Source organism: Nonlabens spongiae, assembly GCF_002117125.1.
Taxonomy (GTDB): Bacteria; Bacteroidota; Bacteroidia; order Flavobacteriales; family Flavobacteriaceae; genus Nonlabens; species Nonlabens spongiae.
This window is the reverse complement of sequence record NZ_CP019344.1, coordinates 2,589,019-2,610,730: the sequence shown is the minus strand read 5'-3', so window position 1 is coordinate 2,610,730 and position 21,712 is coordinate 2,589,019. Positions and strand designations below refer to the sequence as shown.

Here is a 21,712-nt window from a genome sequence, read left to right as displayed (position 1 = left end):
AAGATACAATTCTCCTTAGTTATGTATAATTATTAAATTGATCCTATGAATTGTAGCTTATCAATGTAGTGATAGCCTTTAACTTGATGTGAATGGAATATTATTTCGCTTTCGCGAAAGCGTACCTATCAATAAAATAGAACTAAGACAGCTTCATATTATCGATAAGACGCACGCCGTCTACGTGAGCTACTACAAAAGCACGAAGACCTTTTTGCGGCATCTCAGCAGGAGGTGCTGTTTCTAGATCAACTTCCCTAGCGATGGTAAAATATTCCAGATCTAAATTTTCAATTTTATCATAGGTCTGTTCAACCGTTTTTTGAATGCGGTCATATTTTCCAGAGGCATACATCTCCTTTGCCAGCAATAGCGATTGGTAGATTTTTGCAGCGGTAATCCATCCCAAATCAGTGAGCCTGCCGTTCCTGGAGCTACGCGCCAGTCCAGAGTCCTCACGGCTTATAGGACAACCTATAATTTCAAGATCCAGAGCCAATTGTTCTCTGAGCGATTTGACGATTTGGAGCTGTTGAAAATCTTTCTCCCCAAAGTAGGCTCGAGCGGGTTTAAAGAGATGAAAAAGAAATTCTAATATGGTACCTACCCCATCAAAATGACCAGGTCTACTGGCTCCTTCCATTTTATTTTCTAATCCACCGTAAGCGTAGTGTTTTGCTATAATTTGATCGCTGTAAACATCATCAACATCAGGAGTGTAAATAATGGTTTGCTCCTTATCAAAATGTGAATATATGAGTTCAATATCCTTCCCCACATTACGAGGATATTTATCCAAATCAGTTGAATTGTTGAATTGGGTGGGATTTACAAAAATGCTTACTGCGAGAACGTCATTTTCAAGAGCAGCTGTTTTCATCAAAGCAATGTGCCCATCGTGAAGAGCTCCCATGGTGGGTACAAAGCCTATGCTTAAATCCTCACTTGCCAGGGCTTTGATCTTTATTGCAACTTCATTTTTGCTTTTGAAAACCATAATCTCAAATAATGACAGCCTACAAACATAAGCTTTAAGAGTTAATGTGCAAGATTTTACTTATTTTTGCAACTTGCTAAAAACAAGGCATTAGAAATCAATTTATGAAGGAAAAAAGAGTTTTATACGTATCGTCAGAAGTCATCCCCTATCTACCAGAAACTGAGGCATCTTCCATGTCTTATTTTGCACCTAAAATGGTGAATGATCGTGGCGGACAGATCCGTATCTTCATGCCGCGATTCGGTAACATAAACGAAAGAAGGCATCAGCTTCATGAAGTGATTCGTTTAAGCGGTATGAACCTAATCATCAATGATTTAGACATGCCCCTTATCATCAAGGTAGCTTCCATCCCAAAAGAAAGAATGCAGGTTTACTTTATTGATAACGAAGATTATTTTAAAAGAAAAGCAACCCTAACTGATGAAAACGGCGACCTCTTTGAGGATAATGATGAACGCGCGATTTTCTTTGCAAAAGGGGTTATCGAAACAGTCAAAAAACTTAACTGGGCACCAGATATCATTCACGTTCACGGCTGGCTAGCCGGATTGCTACCCCTATACCTTAAAAACTATTATGGAAATGATCCTTTATTTGAGGATAGCAAAATAGTGACATCTATTTACAATCAATCTTTTGAAGGAGCGTTAGATGCAGAGATGATCGAGAAATTAAGGTATGATGCGCTAGACGAGGAAATGATTGCACCTTTTGAAGAAGCTACTTATAATAACATCATGAAAAGCGCTATAGCTAACAGTGATGCAATCATTAAAGGTAGTGAAGACCTATCTGAAGAATTAGACGGGTTTATTGATGCTCAAGAAAAACCAGTCCTTAAATATTACAGCCCTGAAGAGTTTGCTGATGCCTATGAAAATTTCTATCTGTCTCAAGTTTTAGAAGAAGAGGAAGAATAAGAAAAATTGCATGAAAAATTTAAAGTGGAGCATATTGATTTTATGCTCAATTACGGCAGTATTGTGGTCTTGTGATGACGATATTGATAATTTGGGTGATACGATTGTCGGAGTTGATCCTAACGAAACAATTAGATCTAGGGAAGTAGATGTTAAAGCTTTTTCTACTCCAGTAAACCCTGTTCAAACTAATAATTTTGGTTCGTATAAATTAGGAACCTATGAAGACCCTGTTTACGGTCGCTCTACTTATTCCATAGTTTCACAGGCGGTGCCATCGTTTTTAAATCCTGATTTTACCGGTACTGATGATAATCAGACTCCTCCAGTGCTTAAAAGTGCATATTTGGAGATTCCTTACTTTTCAAGAGCTACAGGTGTGGACGGAGAAGAGACGTCCTACGAATTAGATTCTGTCTACGGCTCTGGCTTAGTTAATCTCAAGGTGTTTAGAAACAAGTTTTTTTTGAACAATTTTGATTCTGAAGACCTATCTGAAAATGCAATTTATTATTCAGATCAAAAAAATCAAATCGAAGATGTAACTATCAGTTCAAACCCTGAGATTCTTTTCGAAAAAGTAGGCGTACCAATAGATCCAAGTGAAGTAATTATTACAGAGGATCAAGATACAGTAGCTAGAAAAACTCCTAGATTGAGACTTGATCTTTTATCTTCCGATGGCATTTCTAATAGCGAAGCTTATTGGAGTGATATTTTATTTAATCAACCTGTTGCCTATAGAAGTGCTACAAATTTCAAAAACTTCTTCAGAGGTATATATATAGTTGCGGAAATACCCTCAGGAAGTGGGCCAACCTTGGTTTATTTGAACATGGAAGAAGCATCCATTATCTTTTCGATTGATGTGACTCTAACAGATCCAGAAGAACCAATAGCTTCGGAGTTTAGATTTGACCTACATCAGAACAACGTAGGTTCTGCCATCTCCGTGAACTATATTGATTCACAGATAACACCGAACATACAAACAGAAATAGAACAAAGTTTTCAGCCGCAAAATGGTTCAGAAAACCTGTATCTCAAAGGTGGTCCAGGAAGTTTGGGACTTTTAGACCTATTCGGAGAAGACCTGGACGATAATGGTATAGCCGATACCCTAGAAGAAATCATATCGAACAGAACATTAATAAATGATGCGATCCTAACATTCTATGTGGATCAGGATGTTGTAAGTGGTGGAAGAACCGAGCCTGAGCGTATTATCATATATAATTTTGATACAGGTCTGCTGCTGGCTGACTATAATATCGTTAATGAGCTTAGTGGCATTGATAATAATCTAGCTCACTTAGGCAGATTAGAAAGAATTGATGACAACGATGAAACTTCAGCTGGTATCAAATATCAAATTCGTATTACAAACCATTTGAACGCAGTAATCAGTGAGGCATTAAATGATGATATTCCTATAGATGAAAAACTTGGCAATGCTCGTCTAGCTCTTGCGATAAGTCAAAATACGGGTGCTTTAGGCACATCACTAGTAAAAGATCAAATTACTCCCATCGAAATCGAAAGGGTATTGCAGAGCAGTGCTATTTCTCATGAGGGAACAGTACTACACGGTTCTCAATCTTCAGAGATTGATAAAAGACCTAAGTTGACCATTTATTATTCAACTCCCAACTAAAAGACAATATTATGTGTGGAATCGTAGGCTACATTGGGCATAGGGAAGCTTATCCCATCGTTCTCAACGGCTTAAAAAGGCTTGAGTATCGCGGCTATGATAGTGCTGGTATAGCGCTGTATGATGGTACTGATCTCAATTTCAATAAAACAAAAGGTAAAGTTGCCGACCTTGAAAAAAAGTTTGAAACTGAAACAAATACTAAGGGTTGTATAGGTATCGGTCACACCCGCTGGGCAACTCACGGAGTACCAAATGATGTGAACTCACATCCTCATTTTTCAAATAGTGGTGATCTAGTGATCATTCATAATGGAATTATTGAAAACTACGAGCCACTTAAGCAGGAGTTGACTAATCGAGGCTTCACATTTAAATCTGACACTGACACAGAAGTCTTAGTCAATTTGATTGAAGATGTGATGAATAATGAGAAGGTCAAACTGGGCAAAGCTGTTCAAATAGCCCTGAATCAAACAATCGGAGCTTACGCGATAGCGGTTTTTGATCGTAACAAACCTAATGAGATTGTAGTGGCCCGTTTAGGATCTCCACTTGCCATAGGCATCGGTGAAGATGAGTTTTTTATCGCTAGCGATGCCTCACCATTCTTAGAGTTTACCAAAGATGCCGTTTACCTTGAAGATGGAGAAATGGCAGTTATCCGTACGCATAAGGAAATGAAGATCAGAAAAATCAACGATGATAGTCTCGTTGATCCATATGTTCAAAAACTTCAAATGAATCTGGAGCAAATTGAAAAAGGAGGTTATGATCACTTCATGCTTAAGGAAATCTATGAGCAACCTGACGCGATAACTGACACATTCAGAGGCAGGATGCTTGTTGATCAAGGCATTATTAAAATGGCCGGTATTGATGATCACATGGACAAATTCCTCAACGCTAAGCGTATTATTATCGTTGCTTGTGGGACAAGCTGGCACGCCGGGCTGGTTGCTGAATATATATTTGAGGAACTTGCTCGCGTTCCTGTAGAAGTAGAATACGCTTCAGAATTTAGATATCGCAACCCTGTGATAGATAAAGAGGATGTACTTATCGCCATCTCCCAAAGTGGTGAGACTGCAGACACAATGGCTGCAATCAAACTTGCTAAAGAAAGTGGAGCATTCGTATTTGGGGTATGCAATGTAGTTGGCAGTTCCATTTCACGTGAGACCCACGCTGGTGCCTATACTCACGCAGGCCCAGAAATAGGCGTTGCTTCCACAAAAGCATTTACCACACAAATTACCGTTTTAACGCTAATAGCTTTACAGCTAGCAAAGAAAAAAGGCAAGATTTCAAATTCTGAGTTGCACAAACACCTTGTAGAACTGGAAAGTATTCCTGCCAAGGTTGAAAAAGCACTAGAATCAAACGAGCATATTGAAAAAGTCGCAAATACCTATAAAAACGCATCTAATTGCCTGTATCTAGGTAGAGGTTTTAATTTCCCAGTGGCTTTAGAGGGCGCTTTGAAACTTAAAGAAATAAGTTATATCCACGCAGAGGGTTATCCAGCTGCTGAGATGAAACATGGTCCCATTGCTTTGATTGATGAGAATATGCCCGTTGTGGTTATTGCTACCCGCAAAGGTCATTATGAAAAAGTAGTGAGCAATATTCAAGAGATTAAGTCGAGAAGTGGTAAAATTATAGGGATCGTCACTGAGGGTGATGTAGACGTGCGCAATCTTGCTGATCACGTGATTGAGGTTCCTGACACAACTGAATTCTTAACACCGTTGCTTACGACTATTCCTTTACAGCTATTGTCTTATCATATAGCAGTACAATTAGGGAAAAACGTGGATCAACCTCGTAATTTGGCAAAATCTGTTACTGTAGAATAGTTTACCACAAGTTTATTTGTAATCAAGCCTTAACATTCTCGTTGAGGCTTTTTTTTATTTACGCTTTCGCGAAAGCGTAAATTCCACAAATCACCAGAAAACACAGGAATTTTGATCCAATATTGTTAAACTGATTTTTTTTGAAAATCGGTCTATTATTGTAAGCTTCAATGCAGTATCTTTGCGCCTTGAAAAACGACCCTTAAAGGTCGTAACATTTTAAGCTTTAAATCATTAGATAAATGTCTCAGATTACAGGTAGCGTATCACAGATCATAGGACCCGTGGTAGATGTAACGTTTGATAGTGCGGATGGCGCACTCCCTAAAATTTATGATTCACTTGAAGTTACTCAAAGCGATGGTTCTTTGCTTGTACTTGAGGTTCAATCACACATAGGTGAAAGCACCGTCAGAACTATATCAATGGACTCAACCGATGGTTTGAGCCGTGGTACCGCTGTAAGTGCAACCGGTAACCCTATCCAGATGCCAATAGGCGAAAATGTTTATGGTCGCCTATTTAATGTAATAGGTGATGCCATCGACGGTTTAGGAGACTTGCCTAAGAGTGGAGAAAATGGTTTGCCGATCCACAGATCTGCACCAGATTTTGATCAATTATCTACTTCTACAGAAGTTCTTTATACAGGTATCAAAGTAATCGACCTTATCGAGCCTTATGCAAAAGGTGGGAAAATTGGACTATTCGGTGGAGCTGGTGTAGGTAAAACGGTACTTATCCAAGAGCTGATCAACAACATCGCAAAGGGACACGGTGGTCTTTCCGTATTTGCAGGTGTAGGTGAACGTACTCGTGAAGGAAATGACCTACTCCGTGAGATGCTTGAGTCAGGAATTATCAAATATGGTGATGATTTCATGCATTCTATGGAAGAAGGAGGCTGGAATTTGCAGCAAGTTGATAAAGAAGCGATGAAGGAAAGTAAGGCGACATTTGTTTTTGGACAGATGAATGAACCACCAGGAGCTCGTGCTCGTGTGGCCCTTTCTGGTCTTACCATTGCAGAATACTTCCGTGATGGAGCTGGCGATGGACAAGGTAAAGACGTTCTTTTCTTCGTTGATAATATTTTTAGATTTACACAGGCTGGTTCTGAGGTATCTGCACTTCTAGGCCGTATGCCATCTGCCGTGGGTTATCAACCTACACTTGCAACAGAGATGGGTGCGATGCAGGAGCGTATTACTTCTACTAAAAGAGGTTCCATTACTTCTGTTCAAGCGGTATATGTACCTGCGGATGACCTTACCGACCCTGCACCAGCAACGACGTTTGCTCACCTAGATGCAACAACTGTATTATCTCGTAAGATTGCAGAGCTAGGTATCTACCCAGCGGTGGATCCTCTAGACTCCACATCACGTATTTTGACTCCAGAAATTCTTGGAAACGAGCATTATGACTGTGCTCAAAGAGTAAAAGAGTTATTGCAACGCTACAAGGAGCTTCAAGATATCATCGCTATTCTAGGTATGGAAGAATTGTCAGAAGAAGACAAACTTGCCGTTTCCCGTGCAAGACGTGTACAACGTTTCCTTTCTCAACCTTTCCACGTTGCAGAACAGTTTACAGGTCTTAAAGGAGTTCTTGTTGATATTAAAGATACGATCAAAGGCTTTAATATGATCATGGACGGTGAATTGGATCATCTACCTGAAAGTGCCTTTAACCTGAAAGGAACCATTGAAGAAGCTATTGAAGCTGGAGAGAAGATGCTTGCTGAAGCATAATAAAGAAACTGATAAAAGTTTATCATGGTTTTAGAAATTGTAACACCGGAACATACCATTTTTAAAGGAGAGGTAGAGTCTGTTTCTGTTCCCGGAGTAAATGGTCAGTTTCAAATGCTCGACAACCACGCTCCCGTAGTTTCTCTTCTTACTGAAGGTTCTGTCAAGATTTTTGGAAACGTTAACCTTACTGAAGAGAATTCAAACCACTTTCTAAAAGAAGATGGCACAACTAATTTTCATATCAGCGGTGGCGTACTAGAAATGAAAGACAATAAAGCTATTGTTCTAGCAGACTAGTATTTTAGTACCTTTTACAATCTCATAAAAAGCCTCGGGAAACCGAGGCTTTGCATTTTATTTTATTCCGTGTTTAGGAGCACTACTGCCTGCCTTTAATATTTCCTATCTTTACCAATTACAGAATTCGTCAACCCAGTATTATAAATATATGGGTTTCAATATATAATGGATAATGAGTTGTAGTAGTTGTGGAACTGGTGGTGATGCTCCACGCGGTTGTAAAAATAATGGTACTTGCGGCACCTCGGGCTGTAACAAGCTTACGGTTTTTGATTGGTTGTCAAATATGGAACTCCCAGAAGGGCAAGAACCTTTTGATTTTGTTGAGGTTAGGTTTAAAAATTCCCGCAAAGAATTTTATAAAAATTCAGAAAACCTACCCCTTAAGATAGGAGATGTTGTTGCTACAGAAGCTAAAACCGGTCACGACATCGGTATAGTAACGTTAACGGGAGAGCTCGTACGGGTTCAAATGAAACGCAAACGAGCTAAAACCAAAGGTGAGCATTTCCCTGAGATTTACCGTATTGCTAATCAAAAGGATATCGACACCTGGCAAGCCTCTAGGGAGCGTGAAGAACCCATGAAAATCAAGGCTCGGGAAATAGCCATCAGGCTCAATCTGAAAATGAAAATTTCAGATATAGAATTTCAGGGCGATGGTTCTAAAGCCACCTTTTACTACACGGCTGATGAACGTGTGGACTTCCGTGAGCTTATCAGGGAATATGCCAGCACGTTCAGAACCCGCATTGAGATGAGGCAAATAGGTCTACGTCAAGAGGCAGCAAGATTAGGTGGAATAGGATCGTGCGGTAGAGAGTTATGCTGTAGTACGTGGCTTACGGACTTTAGATCTGTAACAACGGGTGCAGCACGTTACCAGAACCTATCGCTCAATCCTCAAAAACTTGCTGGTCAATGCGGTAAACTCAAATGTTGTCTCAACTATGAGCTAGATACTTATCTTGATGCTCTCAAAGATTTCCCTAAGCAGAACCAAAAACTCTACACAGAAAAAGGTGTTGCCCTGTGCCAGAAAGTGGACATTTTCAAAGGAATAATGTGGTATTGTTATGAAGGCGAATGGACCAACTGGCACTCCCTAACGACAGATCAGGTTCATGAAATCGTCAAAAAGAATAAAACAAAAGAAAAGGTAGCTGGCATTGAGCAATATGCAATCCAGCTGGAAGTTGAAGATGTAAGTTTTGAGAATGTGGTAGGACAAGATAGTCTAACACGTTTTGACAAACCCAAGCGCAGCCGCAACAAACGCAAGAAAAAGAGGAATAAGCCTGGGGCCAGTACCAGTAAATCTAATAATTCAGACAACAAGCAAACTGCAGGTAAAAAGCAGAATCAAAATAATAGACACCGTAGGAAAAGATCTAATCCTAAGAATCAAAACAAGTCGTAAATGAAATTTCAATTTTCCTTTATCCTGCTTGTTACAATAGCTTTATCATCTTGTGATGAATCACACGTGATGAGTGATTCCCAAGCTTTTGATACTGCAAAATGGCGTTTAGATCATCCCGTTGTATTCTCATTCAATCCGCCTGATACGATCAACGATTACAACCTGTTTATCAATCTTAGGAACTCTGAGAAATATGTTTTCAATAACATTTATTTAATTTCACAGATAAAATTTCCTGAAGGCAAGACCGTTGTAGATACGCTGGAATACCTCATGGCAAACCCTCAAGGAGAGTTTCTGGGCAAAGGTTCAAGAGATGTGTTTGAAAACAAGTTGTGGCTTAAGGAAGGTGTACGCTTTCGCGAAAGCGGAACCTATCAACTCATACTCAGTCACGCTACCAGAAAAAACGGAGAGGTAAAAGGAGTTACTGAACTAGAGGGCATTCTCAACGTGGGATACAGTATTGAAAAACAAAATCAGTCAGATGGCAACGAGTAAAAAGAAGACTGCGGCTAAGGGGAAAAATAATAAACCTGAAAACAACAGAAAGAATATTCTGCTGTTTTGGAAACTGGTAGGACTGGGTCTAGGAATGGTAGTGCTACTATTTATGCTGGCCGCGTGGGAAGTTTTTGGTGACTTGCCAGACCATACCGCCCTGGAAAATCCACAAACAGAACTCGCTACAGAAATCGTTACCGCAGACGGTAGAACACTGGGCTCCTTCTATACAGACAATAGAAAACCCGTAAAGTATGAAGACCTGCCTCAAAATCTGATCGATGCATTAGTATCAACTGAAGATGAGCGCTTTTTTGATCATAGCGGTATAGACGGTTATGGAACGACTCGTGCAGCAGTTTTTTTAGGTCAGCGAGGAGGCGCAAGTACCATCACGCAGCAATTAGCCAAACTTTATTTCACTGAAGAACCCAGCCGAAATACTGTAGACCGTATCATCCAGAAAATAAAGGAATGGATCATCGCGACGCGCTTGGAAAAACAATACACTAAAGAAGAGATTCTTACTCAGTACCTAAATGAATTTGACTTTTTGTATCAAGCCATAGGAATTAGATCTGCGGCTAATATTTACTTTGATAAAGAACCCAAAGATCTAACCGTATCTGAAAGTGCGGTATTTGTAGCCATGCTCAAAAATCCAGCTCTATTTAATCCTAGACGTACTGAAGCAAGTCGAGAGAATGTTCTGATGAGGCGTAATCAGGTGTTTGTACAAATGGTTCGTAATGATAAAATGACCGAAGAAGTAAAAGACAGCCTCAAACAAATTCCGATAAAACTAGACTTTCAATCTGCAAGTCACAATGAGGGAATGGGAACCTATTTCCGTGAATACCTACGTAGCTGGCTTACCGATTGGGCTCGTGAGAATGTTAATAAGGATACGGGAAAACCCTATAACTTATACAACGATGGCCTTAAGGTTAACACTACCATCGATTACCGATTACAGAAGCATGCAGAAGATGCCATGCTTGCCCACATGGAAAATCTCCAGGCAGAATTTGACCACCAGATGAAGCGTAACAAAACCGCTCCATTTTCTGATTTGGATCAAAAGCAGATTGACAGAGTGGTTAAACGAGCTATGGTACGTTCTGAACGCTGGAAGCTTTTGAAAGCTAAAGGTTTGAGCGATGAAGAAATCGAGAAAAGCTTTGACAAAAAAACAGAAATGACTGTTTTTGACTGGAAGTCTGAAAACCGAGAGAAGGATACGCTCATGACTCCGCGAGACAGCATTCTTTATTATAAGCAGCACCTGCGCTCAGGTATGATGTCCATTGAGCCGCAAACGGGTCATGTAAAAACTTGGGTGGGCGGTTACAATCATAAGTACTTCAAATACGATCACGTTGAGAAAGGAAAAAGACAACCTGGATCTACATTCAAGCCGTTCTTGTATGCGACCGCGATAGACCTTCTAAATTACTCGCCTTGTAAGGAATTTCCTGATGGTGAGTATACTATACCAGCAGGGAAATGGGGAAATACTAAAGACTGGACTCCAGGAGATTCTAGTGGGGATTACGGTAATATTTTAACGCTTACACAAGCTCTAGCTAAATCAAAAAATACGATCTCAGCGAGATTAATGGATGAAGTCGGGCCTCAAGCCGTTATAGATCGAGTAAGTCAGCTAGGCATAGATACAAGCAACTTTGATGCTGTTCCATCGCTTGCTCTGGGAACTTCAGATGTGAATTTATTTCAAATGGTAGGGGCTTATGCTGTATTTGCTAATCAAGGCATCTATAATGAACCTGTACTAGTAACTAGTATTGAAGATAAAAATGGTACTCTGTTATATCAATACACTCCAGAGAGCAAGGATGTAATGAATGAAGAAACGGCTTATGTGACCGTTAAATTGATGGAAGGTGTAACTCGCGGCGGTAGTGGGACTCGTTTGAGAGGTGATAGCGAGTATCTCAAAAAAACAGCCTTGTATAAGGAGATTATGACTGGCTATCCTTACAATTTCAAAAACGATATTGCCGGTAAGACCGGTACTACACAGAACAATTCAGATGGATGGTTCATGGGTATGGTTCCTAATCTGGTAACCGGAGTGTGGGTAGGCGGTGAGGACCGTTCAGTTCATTTTTCCAGCACTAGATATGGACAGGGTGCCTCAATGGCATTACCTATATGGGGTACATTTATGAAAAATGCCTATGCAGATGATAGGCTAGACATCTCTAAGGAATCTTTCAAAGAGCCTGAAGACCTCAGCATCACAGTTAATTGTAATGAGTATAAAAATTCTCAAGAAGGAGATCCGTTAGATGATGACAACGCGGTAGAAGGAGAATTAGAAATGTAGGGTATGATCAGTAAAATTGGCTTACAAAATCTTTTGTTTCTAGATATAGAAACAGTTCCGCAGCATGAAGATTTTAGTCAATTAGATCAGAATCTTCAAGAGCTCTACGCAAAAAAAACGCAGTACTTACGACGGGATGAGTACAGCCCGGAGGAATATTACGATCGCGCTGGTATATGGGCTGAGTTTGGAAAAATTATATGCATTTCAGTAGGCTATTTTGCAGAGCGCAGTGAGCGAGAGTTCAGAACACGTAGCTTCTATGGAGATGAAAAGTTGTTGCTTGAAGAGTTTACAAACTTGCTTAATGATCATTTTTCAAACCGTAATCACCTATTATGTGCTCACAATGGTAAAGAGTTTGACTTTCCATTTATTGCAAGACGCATGCTCATTCATGGTATGAGCTTACCAGAAAAATTAAATCTTTTCGGTAAAAAGCCTTGGGAAGTCCCCCATCTAGACACCTTAGAACTCTGGAAATTTGGCGATTACAAGCATTTCACAAGCTTGAAGTTACTGACGAGTGTCTTGAAAATTCCGTCACCTAAGGACGACATCGATGGTTCCCAGGTGCGCGATGTTTTCTACAAAGAAAAAGATATTGAACGTATCGTCGTATACTGCGAGAAAGACGTCATTGCTGTAGCGCAAGTAATTTTGCGCCTGAGAAATGAGGACTTATTAAAAGATCATGAGATTGTCCACAAATAAAATCTTATGTAATATTCAGAGACTTTGTATCAAGGTCCCGCAAAGAGAGCAGCATCTTGAACTCATTAAAAACATTTCGTTTCAGTGTTTTTCAAATGAAATTCTAGGCGTGGTAGGAGAATCTGGGAGTGGTAAATCTATTACGTTCAAATCTTTAATGGGTCTATTACCACAAACCTTAAATATTACAGCAGATCGGTTTGAGGTTTTGGGAGAGGACTTTTCATCTAAATCTGGAGTCATAACTGTAGAAAAGGGTTCATCTTTAGCACGCTTTCGCGGAAGCGAGATAAGCATGATCTTTCAAGAACCCATGAGCTCGCTCAACCCTACCAAAACCTGCGGTGTTCAAGTAAGCGAGATTCTTGAATTGCATACCGATCTAAACAAAAGGCATCGTAAAAGTGAGGTGCTGGATCTTTTTGCAAAAGTCAAACTTCCCGATCCAGAGAAAACCTTTCAAAAATACCCGCATGAGATAAGTGGCGGTCAGATGCAACGCGTGATGATCGCCATGGCTATTGCTTGTAAACCTAAACTCTTGATCGCTGATGAGCCCACAACGGCACTGGATGTAACCGTGCAACAGGAAATCATAAATTTGCTGAAGGAATTGCAGCACGAGTATGGTATGTCCATTATTTTCATATCTCACGACCTTGCCCTCGTGCAAAATATCGCAGACCGAATTATGGTTATGTTTAAAGGGCAAATTGAGGAAATAGGCTCTGCCAAACAAGTATTCAACAGTCCACAGGCAAATTATACTAAAGCTCTACTAGCCTCAAGACCCAAAACCAGTGAACGTTTAGAGCGCTTACCTACTGTAAAGGATTTTCTTGAAAACAACACAGGTTTTAGGGAAATTACCAGCGAGGCACGAAAATTAAGACTCAGGAAGATCTATGATCAACAACCCATTTTAGAGGTTCAGAATGTCTTCAAAGACTACTCGTTGAAAAAACAGCTTTTCAAAAAACAGGATTATTTCAGAGCTGTAAGTGATGTGAGTTTTCAGCTCTACCCTAAAGAAAGTCTCGGTCTTGTAGGAGAAAGTGGCTGCGGAAAAAGTACGTTGGGAAATATGATTCTAGGACTGCAATCAATCAGTGAAGGCAGTATATTATTTAAAGGACAGGACATAGCCAGGCTGGATAAGAAATCGATGAGATCTTTGCGCAAAGAGCTTCAAATTATTTTTCAAGATCCCTACTCATCATTGAATCCTAGGGTTACCGTGGGCAACTGTATTATGGAGGCCATGAAATGGCATGGGATAGGTGAAAATCGAAAAGATCGAGAACAAAAAACCAAAACCTTAATCAATCGAGTAGGGCTCGCTGAAAATTCCTTTTATAAATATCCACATGAGTTCAGCGGTGGACAAAGACAGCGTATAGGTATCGCCAGGACTATTGCTCTTGAACCGTCGTTAATTGTTTGTGATGAAAGTGTGAGCGCTCTGGATATAAGTGTTCAGGCTCAGGTTTTGAATTTGTTGAATGAACTTAAAGAACTTTATGATTTCAGCTACTTATTCATATCTCACGATCTTGCAGTGGTCAAATACTTTTGTGATCGCATCGTCGTCATGAACAAAGGCAAAATAGAAGAAATCAATGAGGCCGATGCTCTGTACGAAAATCCTAAAAAAGAATATACCAGAAAGTTAATTGCGGCAATCCCTGCGGTTTAACAGCACTCCACCACCTCATCATCTGCGACGGCATAAATCTTATTACCTTTAACTGGAGTCATGCAATACGTTCCTGTAAAATCTCCAAATGCAGGCAGTATCATGCCGGTCTCGCTTTGAAAAAAACATGGCAATTTTACTTTTTGCCTACCTACTCCCTGCAATTTTACCGCAGGATGAATGTGACCTGAAAAATTAAATCTTCCTGCTACTTCTTGTGGATGGTGCGTAAAATAGAATTTTCCAGCGTTGAGAATATCATAAGTTTTAATTCCCAGCGCTTTGAAATGATCACGAGAAATTATATCATGGTTTCCCATTACAAGAACGATTTCAATTTGCTGCATGCGCACCCATTGTTCAAAATAGTGCCACTCTGCATTTTGATAAGAGTGGAACAGATCTCCCAAAAACCAGATACTGTCAGGATTAAAATACTCAATCACCGCATTTAATTTGTCATACTCTACATCGTCTGCGGTGGAAGGAACTGCCATACCGTGTTTCCTGAAGTGGGCACTCTTGCCTAAATGCACATCAGCTAATAGCACCACGTCTTGCTCCTCCCAAAAACACGCTCCCGATGGGTGTAGCACAAAATTTTGATCGTGAATCTTAATTTCGAGTGGCGACATGATCAGTTTTCTAGAATCGGTAATCTACTGAAGCAATAAAATTAAATCCCGCTGCAGCAATTCCTGAAGAATAGGTTCGATAGCGCTGATCGGTAATGTTTTCAGCAATTGCGGTTACGGCAAGACTGTCGTTAATGGCATATCTAGATCTCAAGTTCAAGGTGTACCAACTAGGGGAGTACGGATTGCCATTGGTATCTAGAGCATAAAGGTAGGGCCTGCTTTGCTGACTGGGAGCTAAATCTTCAAAGTCTATGCTACCGTTAAACACCGCAAAAGCGTCAAGATCTAATTTTCCTAAGTCGATGATCGCATGAACATCTCCAAAATCTGGAGCCACATGTCTCACAGAGACCTTTGCGCCATCTTCTTCCTCTTGCTCTCCTTCTACGACCGTGTAATGACCAGCAAGTTGTAGGAATTCATTTACCTTAAAGTTCAGACCTAATTCCAGTCCATAAACCATAGACTCTTCAGCGTTTTGGACAGCCTGCACTCTACTTAGTTCGCCTTGGTAAACGATCTCTTCTTGACCGTTTAGGCTAAAGTCTCTAACTACTAGAGCGTCTTTCAAATACGTATAGTAGCCTGCGATATCCACATCAAATCGGTCAAAGAATTTTTTACTCACTCCCACCTCGTAATTGTAAGAGTATTCAGCCTCAATATCTGGGTTAGGAACTACGACCGTGCCCGGGCTCGGATCAAAGATTTTTCCAATATCATCAATATTAGGTGCTCTGAAAGCTGTACTCAGGTTTGTACGGATTTCCCAACTGTTCCCTGGTCTATAGGTCGCACCTAGGGCGCCAGTTAGTGCTCCCGTGTCAGCATGGGCTTTTTCAAATGGGAAATCAAAAAATGGTGTGTCAAAATCTGCGTCGATCCATATATGATTATACCTTAAACCAGATTGCAACGTCAGATCATCTCTCAACCTCCACTGATAGTTTGCATAAAACGCTAGTGATCTCCATGAAGAGCCATCAGGGTAACGAGATGCCGCATCTGCAGTAGCTCCATTGATAATATTAGTAAGGCTACCGTCTGAATCTACACGGTTATGCACAAACTCTCCACCGTAAAAGAGCGTGTTCTTCTTCTCGTCGTGTCTTTCAAAATCTATAGAAGCGATGTAAACATCTACTTCTTCAGCAGTCTTAAACCTATCTATTTCCTGAAAATCCCTCGTGATGCGACTTTCATTGAATCTTTGAAAAGCAGCGGTAAAGACCGCACGATCATAAAAATAGTTGTCAGCTTCGTGGTGAATCTTCCCGTTAAGAAACAACCATTTCTGTGGCCCGTAATACCACTCGGCGTTTCTGGGGTTTCCGCTTTCGCGAAAGCGGTCTAATGCATCATAACGATCCACATCACTGGTCGCTGTGTAAATGAGTGAAGCGTCATACCGCCATCTGGGGTTATCTTGAAACGAAAATTTTTGTAACAGATTGATCTGGCTGTAACCAGTCGGGACCTGTTCTCTAGGATCTGGATTTGAGACCAGAACATCCTCATCACCGTTGCGTATAACAAATGACTCCCTCAGATAATCGTCCGGGCCGTGACTACCCATTCTCAAATCGTTGAAAGAGTTTATGGTGATGCTGGTAGCACTGGCAAATTTCTTACGACCATATTTGAGATTAACATGAGCCGTATTTTCTTGATTTGCGGTTGCGTAGCGCAAAAGTGCATTTCCATGAAAAGCGGTGGAGTCTTGAGAAAATTTAGGTTGTGTAGTATAAAAATTAAGCACACCTCCTATGGCATCACTCCCGTAAACAACGCTGCCCGGGCCTAAAATTACCTCAGTACGCTCGATACTCAAGGGGTCGATAGATATGACATTTTGAAGATTTCCCGATCTGAAAATAGCGTTGTTCATGCGCACGCCATCAACCGTAAGTAGAAGACGGTTTGTTGAGAAACCTCTGATCATGGGACTACCACCACCTTGCTGGGATTTCTGGACGAAGACCTGGCCAGATTGCTGCAAAAGATCAGCACTGGTTTGTGGGTTTTGATTGAGAACCTGTTCTCTGGATTGGGATATGATCTTCTGGGGGATATCTTGTTTTCTTTGCTCAAATTTTGATGCAGAGAGAACAATGGGATCCATCGCTTCTCCATCTGGCATCATGCGCACCGTCCACTTAAGCTTATCTAATTCATTCTTTGAAAAATGAGCCGTTACATAGCTGGTACTTTTAAAATAGATTGCTTCCTGATCTTCAAAGGCATCTAAGCTCGCATTTCCAAATACATCAGTATATGCAACTGTTTTTTTTGATTTATTATAAATGAGCGCTGACACCACAGGCTCACCGCTAAAGCGATCCATAACTTTTACAGACTGGGCAGCGAGCAGTGAAACAAAACAAAATAAGGCAAGGAATAATAAAATTCTTCTCAACGGTCAAACAGTTGTTTCAAAATATCAAGGGAACTGGGTCTTTTAAAGGCGTGCAAATGTATCTGAAAATAGTCAATCAATAGATTGAGTAACCGAGAACGCTCTTCCCTATTCATTTTAATTTGCTCAACCTTATCAAAATTCATGCCGATGAAAGCCTTGAGAAGTGATGCCTCGATATCAGTAGAGTGATGTGGCTGTAGTCCATCATTATCAAAGTTTCCGTCTATCAAATTGAAATACGCGCCACTAAGCTCACCCTGAGGCTGAAAACCAAAATAGGCTGTAAGATCTAGTAAAACTTTAATTGAAAAATTTGAGATATGATCTGCTTGATCAAGGTATTTGAATGCATTTTGTAGATAGTCAAATAGCTCTTCATCAGCCGGTTGCTCGTTAAGCAACTGAGTAAGTATCTCAGAGAAAAACATGATGATGCTACTTTTGTATATATCTCGATCTATAGTCTCATAGGGGTAGTCCACCTGAAGATTTTTTAAATACTCAAGAGAGCCTTTATTCTTATGATCAGATTCAAGCATAACTTGTGTCAATGGCTGGAATTGAGCAATGCGTAGTTTTCCCTTTCGAGATTTGAGAACACCTTTAACCATATAAGAGTGCATTCCCAGCTCCCGAGAAAAAATGCGTGCAATTATATCAGCTTCACCATATTTAAGTTTTGAAATTACGAGAGCTGGAGTTCTTACTAACACAGTTATCTAATGATCATAAGCTTGAATACAGTGGTCTCGATGGTGTCATCTGTGTTTACTAATAAAAAATAGACCCCACTTGCCACCTTATTACCAGAAAAACTACGTGTATCCCATGGAATACTTCCTCCTTGTGAAATTGCCTCGTAAACTAGATTACCTTCAACATCTGTAATCTTTACGCGAGCTCTATCAGTCAACCCATCGATGATTACATTTCCATCAAAACCAGGTCGGACTGGATTGGGAAATGCAAAAACCTCTGTAAGATCTTCTCTCGGAGCGCTGGATCTAGCTCCTTGAAAGGATACAAGGCCGCCATCTGTTGCAAAATACACCTTCCCAGTGTTGAAGTCTATAGATATATCATTTACCGTATTTACCGGCAAGGGTGAGTTGTCTTTTGTAAACTGAAATATCGTTTCTTGTCCACTGGGAGAGAATAAATAAGCTCCAGAATCAGAGGTGGCTACCCATTTATTATTATTTCCATCAACTTCAATATCTAAGATTGCCTGATCAGCAAGAAGTTCTCTGGGGATTCCATTCTGATCTTCAATTATTATGGGGCGTGAATCCCTTACCTCTTCATCTAATATACTTGAAGGATTTGAGAGTACTCTTAATCCCAAGGTGGATCCTATCCATAAAGTATTATTTTGATCAATACGCAGTGCTCCTATATATGGATTGATTAAGTTTCCTTGTCCTACTTCATCTATAAGTTGTCCTACTTGATCAGTCGCTGGGTCAAATGCAAATAAACCTCTGCTCACTGTTCCCCAATAAACTCGACCAGCTGTGTCAAATTCAACCTTTGTTGATGAAATACCGGCAAATAAATCAGGAAACTCGTCATCAAAATCGAAGCCGGTCCACTGACTATTTTCAGCAAGTCGGTGAAGTGGTTCTTCTGAAATAGAATTAACAAACCAAAAATTACCTTGAGGATCAATTCCACTACTAGGTATACGGAAATGATCAACCTCACCTGTCAGCGGTGTCAACGAGCTATTAGTTTCATTATAATCAAATACATTAACCTCTGGTTCAAAATTCACTACACCATCCCTCATAGAGTTTATAAATACCTGTTCAGGGTTAGAGGGATTGATTAAAATGCTACTGACACTTCTAGGCATAAGTATATCCTCAAAGCTATAATTATCCCAAGGCTGCTCTTCTCTTAACCTACTTATCCCATAACTCTCTAGAGGGAAAGGATTGTAGAAAATATCATAATTCCCAAAACCTACCCATACCCCACTCTCTCCTGTGGTTACGGAAAACACTCCATTTTTAAGCGGTCCGTCTATTTCAATAAATTCAAAATCAAGTGTGTTCAAAAAGTCGATTCTCAAAAGACCGTTTTGTTCAGTACCTACATATAAATCGCCTCCACTTTGAGTCATACTTGTGAACTTATACTGCTCGCCATCAAGTCCATCTATTATGGTAACTTCAGTAAAGTTCCTGTCATAAACCTTGATTTGATTAGCAGAAAGTAAAAAAAGGTACTGACCAGTTTGGGCATAATCAAGAGCTCTCGTAGCTATTCTATCAGGTGTTCTTACAAATCTGTCATTATTCAATTCCCAAATAAACGGATTGATGTTAATCGCCAGCAATTCTTCATTAAATTCTACAATTGCATCCCAAGGAAAACCAATTACCCTGATCCAATTTGAAAAATCCAAAAGAAATGGGTCGGTTAGATCTGCTCTTAAAATTCCCGAATCAATGGTTGTAGCATAGAGCTGACCTTCAAAAAACTCTAACCCAGAGACTCTTACCTGGCTCCCTCCATCTCCTATAAAATAGGTGTCATTGAATTCTAATCGCTCAAGATCGTAGAGTGCCACACCAAATTCTGTAGCCATGTATAGCAGGTCACCTCTCTCAAAAAATCCATTGATCCTCTTTCTTTCGGCTGATATGGTTTGTTTGTCTGTGATTGCCACCTCGGTAGTCAGATCACCGTTATTGTCTAGAATTTGTAGAGTTCCATTTCTGTAACCTATTACAAGTTTCTCCTTACTCGTACTATAAAAAATGGTGCTGATCTCGTCTCCAAGAAGTCCATTTATAGTTGAGAGTGTTTCTGAGCTGTTTGAGACGGGATCAATGATTTTAATGGCATTAATGCCAGCTACGTAAATGCTCCCATCGCCACTTTCTACATCAACGATCTGTGAAAACGAGAAATAACCCTCCCACGATTCAGAAAAGTCTTGAGCCCTAGAAAGAGATGTGGCCAGCAGCAGAAAAAAAAAGAGATATTTCATTTAACAAGAACGTAGTTATAGCAATCTTATGATAGGCAAAAATAAAAACACCTTCAAATCTATGTGATTCAAAGGTGTTTTAAATTAATTACGCTTTCGCGAAAGCGAGATCACACAATACCTTGTGCTAACATCGCATCTGCAACTTTAACGAAACCGGCTATGTTTGCTCCCTTCACGTAATCAACAAAGCCATCTTTATCATTACCATATTTCACGCAGGCTTCATGAATATCGCTCATGATTCCGTGTAACTTGTTATCCACTTCCTCTGCAGTCCAGCTGTATCTTAAACTGTTTTGAGACATTTCTAATCCAGAAGTTGCTACACCACCTGCATTTGATGCTTTCCCAGGACTGAACAAAATTTTCTTGTCCAAGAAATGTTCTATTGCTTCTGGAGTACAAGGCATGTTTGCGCCCTCACCTACACAAATACATCCATTAGAAACTAAAGTTTTTGCCTCGTCTCCATTTAATTCGTTTTGAGTTGCACAGGGAAGTGCTATATCACATTTTACCGACCATGGGCGTTCACCCTCGTGATAGGTTGCGTTGCTATACTCATCTAGATACTCATGAATACGACCGCGCTTGTTGTTTTTAAGGTCCATGATAAAAGCAAGTTTGTCACCATCGATACCATCTTCATCGTGAATATAACCTCCAGAGTCTGACATGGTTACCACCTTCCCTCCTAATTGTAGGATTTTCTCTGCCGCATACTGAGCTACATTACCTGAACCAGATATCACTACGGTTTTACCTTGAATGGACTCACCTCTGGTCTTCAGCATATTTTCCGCAAAATAGACGTTTCCATATCCAGTAGCCTCTGGTCTAATCAAAGACCCGCCATAACTACGACCTTTACCAGTAAGGATTCCAGTAAATTCATTTCTGAGCTTTTTATAGTAACCAAATAGATAACCTATCTCTCTTCCTCCTACTCCTATATCCCCAGCAGGTACGTCAGTATCAGCGCCTATAACTCTTGCAAGTTCTACCATAAAGGATTGACAAAAACGCATCACTTCACGGTCAGATTTTCCTTTTGGGTCAAAATCTGAGCCACCTTTACCACCTCCCATGGGTAGTGTAGTCAAGCTATTTTTAAAAACTTGTTCAAATGCCAAAAACTTCAAAATACTCAAGTTTACAGACGGGTGAAATCTCAAACCTCCTTTATAAGGTCCGATTGCGCTGTTCATCTGTATGCGGTATCCGCGATTTACCTGAACTTCATTGTTATCATCAGTCCACGGCACCCTAAACATGGTTACACGCTCAGGCTCAGCCATACGCTCAAGTAATTTGTCATTTGCATACCTAGGATTATCTTCAATAAAGGGAATAACGGCTTCTGCGACTTCAGTGACCGCTTGAATGAATTCAGGCTCATTAGGATTCTTGTCTTTTATCAAATCGATAAAATCTTGAATGTTTTGCTTCATTTTTTGTAGATTATGAGATAAAA

16 protein-coding genes are annotated in these 21,712 nt (G+C 40.2%); 10 read left to right on the top strand and 6 right to left on the bottom strand.

The annotated features are described in order from the left end of the window. Positions 1 to 142: 142 nt before the first annotated feature. Positions 143 to 997, bottom strand: a complete 855-nt coding sequence (gene panC / locus BST97_RS11940) for a pantoate--beta-alanine ligase (protein ID WP_085767455.1) — start codon at positions 995 to 997, stop codon at positions 143 to 145. 104 nt (positions 998 to 1,101) lie between these two features. On the opposite strand from panC, the gene BST97_RS11935 reads away from it, so the two are divergent. From BST97_RS11935 to BST97_RS11890, 10 genes are all read left to right on the top strand, one after another. Continuing rightward, on the top strand, positions 1,102 to 1,923 hold the full coding sequence (locus tag BST97_RS11935; RefSeq protein WP_085767454.1) for a glycogen/starch synthase: 822 nt from the start codon (positions 1,102 to 1,104) through the stop codon (positions 1,921 to 1,923). A gap of 10 nt (positions 1,924 to 1,933) precedes the next feature. Continuing rightward, positions 1,934 to 3,577, top strand: a complete 1,644-nt coding sequence (locus BST97_RS11930; RefSeq protein WP_085767453.1) for a DUF4270 domain-containing protein — start codon at positions 1,934 to 1,936, stop codon at positions 3,575 to 3,577. A gap of 11 nt (positions 3,578 to 3,588) precedes the next feature. Then, positions 3,589 to 5,436, top strand: a complete 1,848-nt coding sequence (gene glmS / locus BST97_RS11925) for a glutamine--fructose-6-phosphate transaminase (isomerizing) (RefSeq protein WP_085767452.1) — start codon at positions 3,589 to 3,591, stop codon at positions 5,434 to 5,436. Between the two features lie 242 nt (positions 5,437 to 5,678). Beyond that, positions 5,679 to 7,190: a F0F1 ATP synthase subunit beta gene (gene atpD / locus BST97_RS11920; protein ID WP_085767451.1), complete on the top strand. Its 1,512-nt coding sequence runs from the start codon at positions 5,679 to 5,681 to the stop codon at positions 7,188 to 7,190. Positions 7,191 to 7,214: 24 nt separating this feature from the next. Further along, positions 7,215 to 7,490, top strand: coding sequence for a F0F1 ATP synthase subunit epsilon (locus tag BST97_RS11915; RefSeq protein ID WP_085767450.1), 276 nt, complete (start codon positions 7,215 to 7,217; stop codon positions 7,488 to 7,490). Positions 7,491 to 7,665: 175 nt separating this feature from the next. Beyond that, positions 7,666 to 8,913 carry a PSP1 domain-containing protein gene (locus tag BST97_RS11910; RefSeq protein ID WP_085767449.1) on the top strand — a complete coding sequence of 416 codons (1,248 nt, stop codon included), beginning with the start codon at positions 7,666 to 7,668 and terminating at the stop codon, positions 8,911 to 8,913. After that, a complete protein-coding gene (locus BST97_RS11905) occupies positions 8,914 to 9,417 on the top strand; it encodes a gliding motility lipoprotein GldH (protein WP_085767448.1) in 504 nt (167 codons plus the stop codon). Further along, positions 9,404 to 11,770, top strand: a complete 2,367-nt coding sequence (locus tag BST97_RS11900; RefSeq protein ID WP_085767447.1) for a penicillin-binding protein 1A — start codon at positions 9,404 to 9,406, stop codon at positions 11,768 to 11,770. Before BST97_RS11905 ends, BST97_RS11900 begins: the two co-directional genes overlap by 14 nt. Before the next feature lie 3 nt (positions 11,771 to 11,773). Further along, the gene (locus BST97_RS11895; protein WP_085767446.1) at positions 11,774 to 12,484 is read left to right on the top strand and encodes a 3'-5' exonuclease; all 711 of its coding nucleotides are present in this window, start codon (positions 11,774 to 11,776) and stop codon (positions 12,482 to 12,484) included. Further along, positions 12,465 to 14,180, top strand: a complete 1,716-nt coding sequence (locus tag BST97_RS11890; RefSeq protein WP_085767445.1) for a dipeptide ABC transporter ATP-binding protein — start codon at positions 12,465 to 12,467, stop codon at positions 14,178 to 14,180. Before BST97_RS11895 ends, BST97_RS11890 begins: the two co-directional genes overlap by 20 nt. Here BST97_RS11890 and pdeM read toward each other — a convergent pair. The 5 genes from pdeM to gdhA form a co-directional block, all read right to left on the bottom strand. Beyond that, entirely contained in the window at positions 14,177 to 14,815 is a 639-nt protein-coding gene (pdeM, locus tag BST97_RS11885) for a ligase-associated DNA damage response endonuclease PdeM (protein WP_085767444.1), read from the bottom strand. The two genes, BST97_RS11890 and pdeM, sit on opposite strands and share 4 nt — an antisense overlap. A 10-nt stretch (positions 14,816 to 14,825) precedes the next feature. After that, positions 14,826 to 17,234, bottom strand: coding sequence for a TonB-dependent receptor plug domain-containing protein (locus tag BST97_RS11880; protein WP_317043419.1), 2,409 nt, complete (start codon positions 17,232 to 17,234; stop codon positions 14,826 to 14,828). Continuing rightward, positions 17,231 to 17,950, bottom strand: coding sequence for a DNA repair protein RecO (gene recO, locus BST97_RS11875; protein ID WP_085767442.1), 720 nt, complete (start codon positions 17,948 to 17,950; stop codon positions 17,231 to 17,233). The genes BST97_RS11880 and recO overlap by 4 nt, the downstream gene beginning before the upstream one ends. A gap of 2 nt (positions 17,951 to 17,952) precedes the next feature. Beyond that, entirely contained in the window at positions 17,953 to 20,235 is a 2,283-nt protein-coding gene (gene porZ, locus BST97_RS11870) for a type IX secretion system anionic LPS delivery protein PorZ (protein WP_085767441.1), read from the bottom strand. 110 nt (positions 20,236 to 20,345) lie between these two features. After that, entirely contained in the window at positions 20,346 to 21,689 is a 1,344-nt protein-coding gene (gene gdhA / locus BST97_RS11865; protein ID WP_085767440.1) for an NADP-specific glutamate dehydrogenase, read from the bottom strand. Positions 21,690 to 21,712: the final 23 nt, after the last annotated feature.

Bases quoted from the DNA above. Each gene is read 5' to 3' on its own strand.
- panC (WP_085767455.1), bottom strand. From the start codon at position 997: ATGGTTTTCAAAAGCAAAAATGAAGTTGCAATAAAGATCAAAGCCCTG.
- BST97_RS11935 (WP_085767454.1), top strand. From the start codon at position 1,102: ATGAAGGAAAAAAGAGTTTTATACGTATCGTCAGAAGTCATCCCCTAT.
- BST97_RS11930 (WP_085767453.1), top strand. From the start codon at position 1,934: ATGAAAAATTTAAAGTGGAGCATATTGATTTTATGCTCAATTACGGCA.
- glmS (WP_085767452.1), top strand. From the start codon at position 3,589: ATGTGTGGAATCGTAGGCTACATTGGGCATAGGGAAGCTTATCCCATC.
- atpD (WP_085767451.1), top strand. From the start codon at position 5,679: ATGTCTCAGATTACAGGTAGCGTATCACAGATCATAGGACCCGTGGTA.
- BST97_RS11915 (WP_085767450.1), top strand. From the start codon at position 7,215: ATGGTTTTAGAAATTGTAACACCGGAACATACCATTTTTAAAGGAGAG.
- BST97_RS11910 (WP_085767449.1), top strand. From the start codon at position 7,666: ATGAGTTGTAGTAGTTGTGGAACTGGTGGTGATGCTCCACGCGGTTGT.
- BST97_RS11905 (WP_085767448.1), top strand. From the start codon at position 8,914: ATGAAATTTCAATTTTCCTTTATCCTGCTTGTTACAATAGCTTTATCA.
- BST97_RS11900 (WP_085767447.1), top strand. From the start codon at position 9,404: ATGGCAACGAGTAAAAAGAAGACTGCGGCTAAGGGGAAAAATAATAAA.
- BST97_RS11895 (WP_085767446.1), top strand. From the start codon at position 11,774: ATGATCAGTAAAATTGGCTTACAAAATCTTTTGTTTCTAGATATAGAA.
- BST97_RS11890 (WP_085767445.1), top strand. From the start codon at position 12,465: ATGAGATTGTCCACAAATAAAATCTTATGTAATATTCAGAGACTTTGT.
- pdeM (WP_085767444.1), bottom strand. From the start codon at position 14,815: ATGTCGCCACTCGAAATTAAGATTCACGATCAAAATTTTGTGCTACAC.
- porZ (WP_085767441.1), bottom strand. From the start codon at position 20,235: ATGAAATATCTCTTTTTTTTTCTGCTGCTGGCCACATCTCTTTCTAGG.
- gdhA (WP_085767440.1), bottom strand. From the start codon at position 21,689: ATGAAGCAAAACATTCAAGATTTTATCGATTTGATAAAAGACAAGAAT.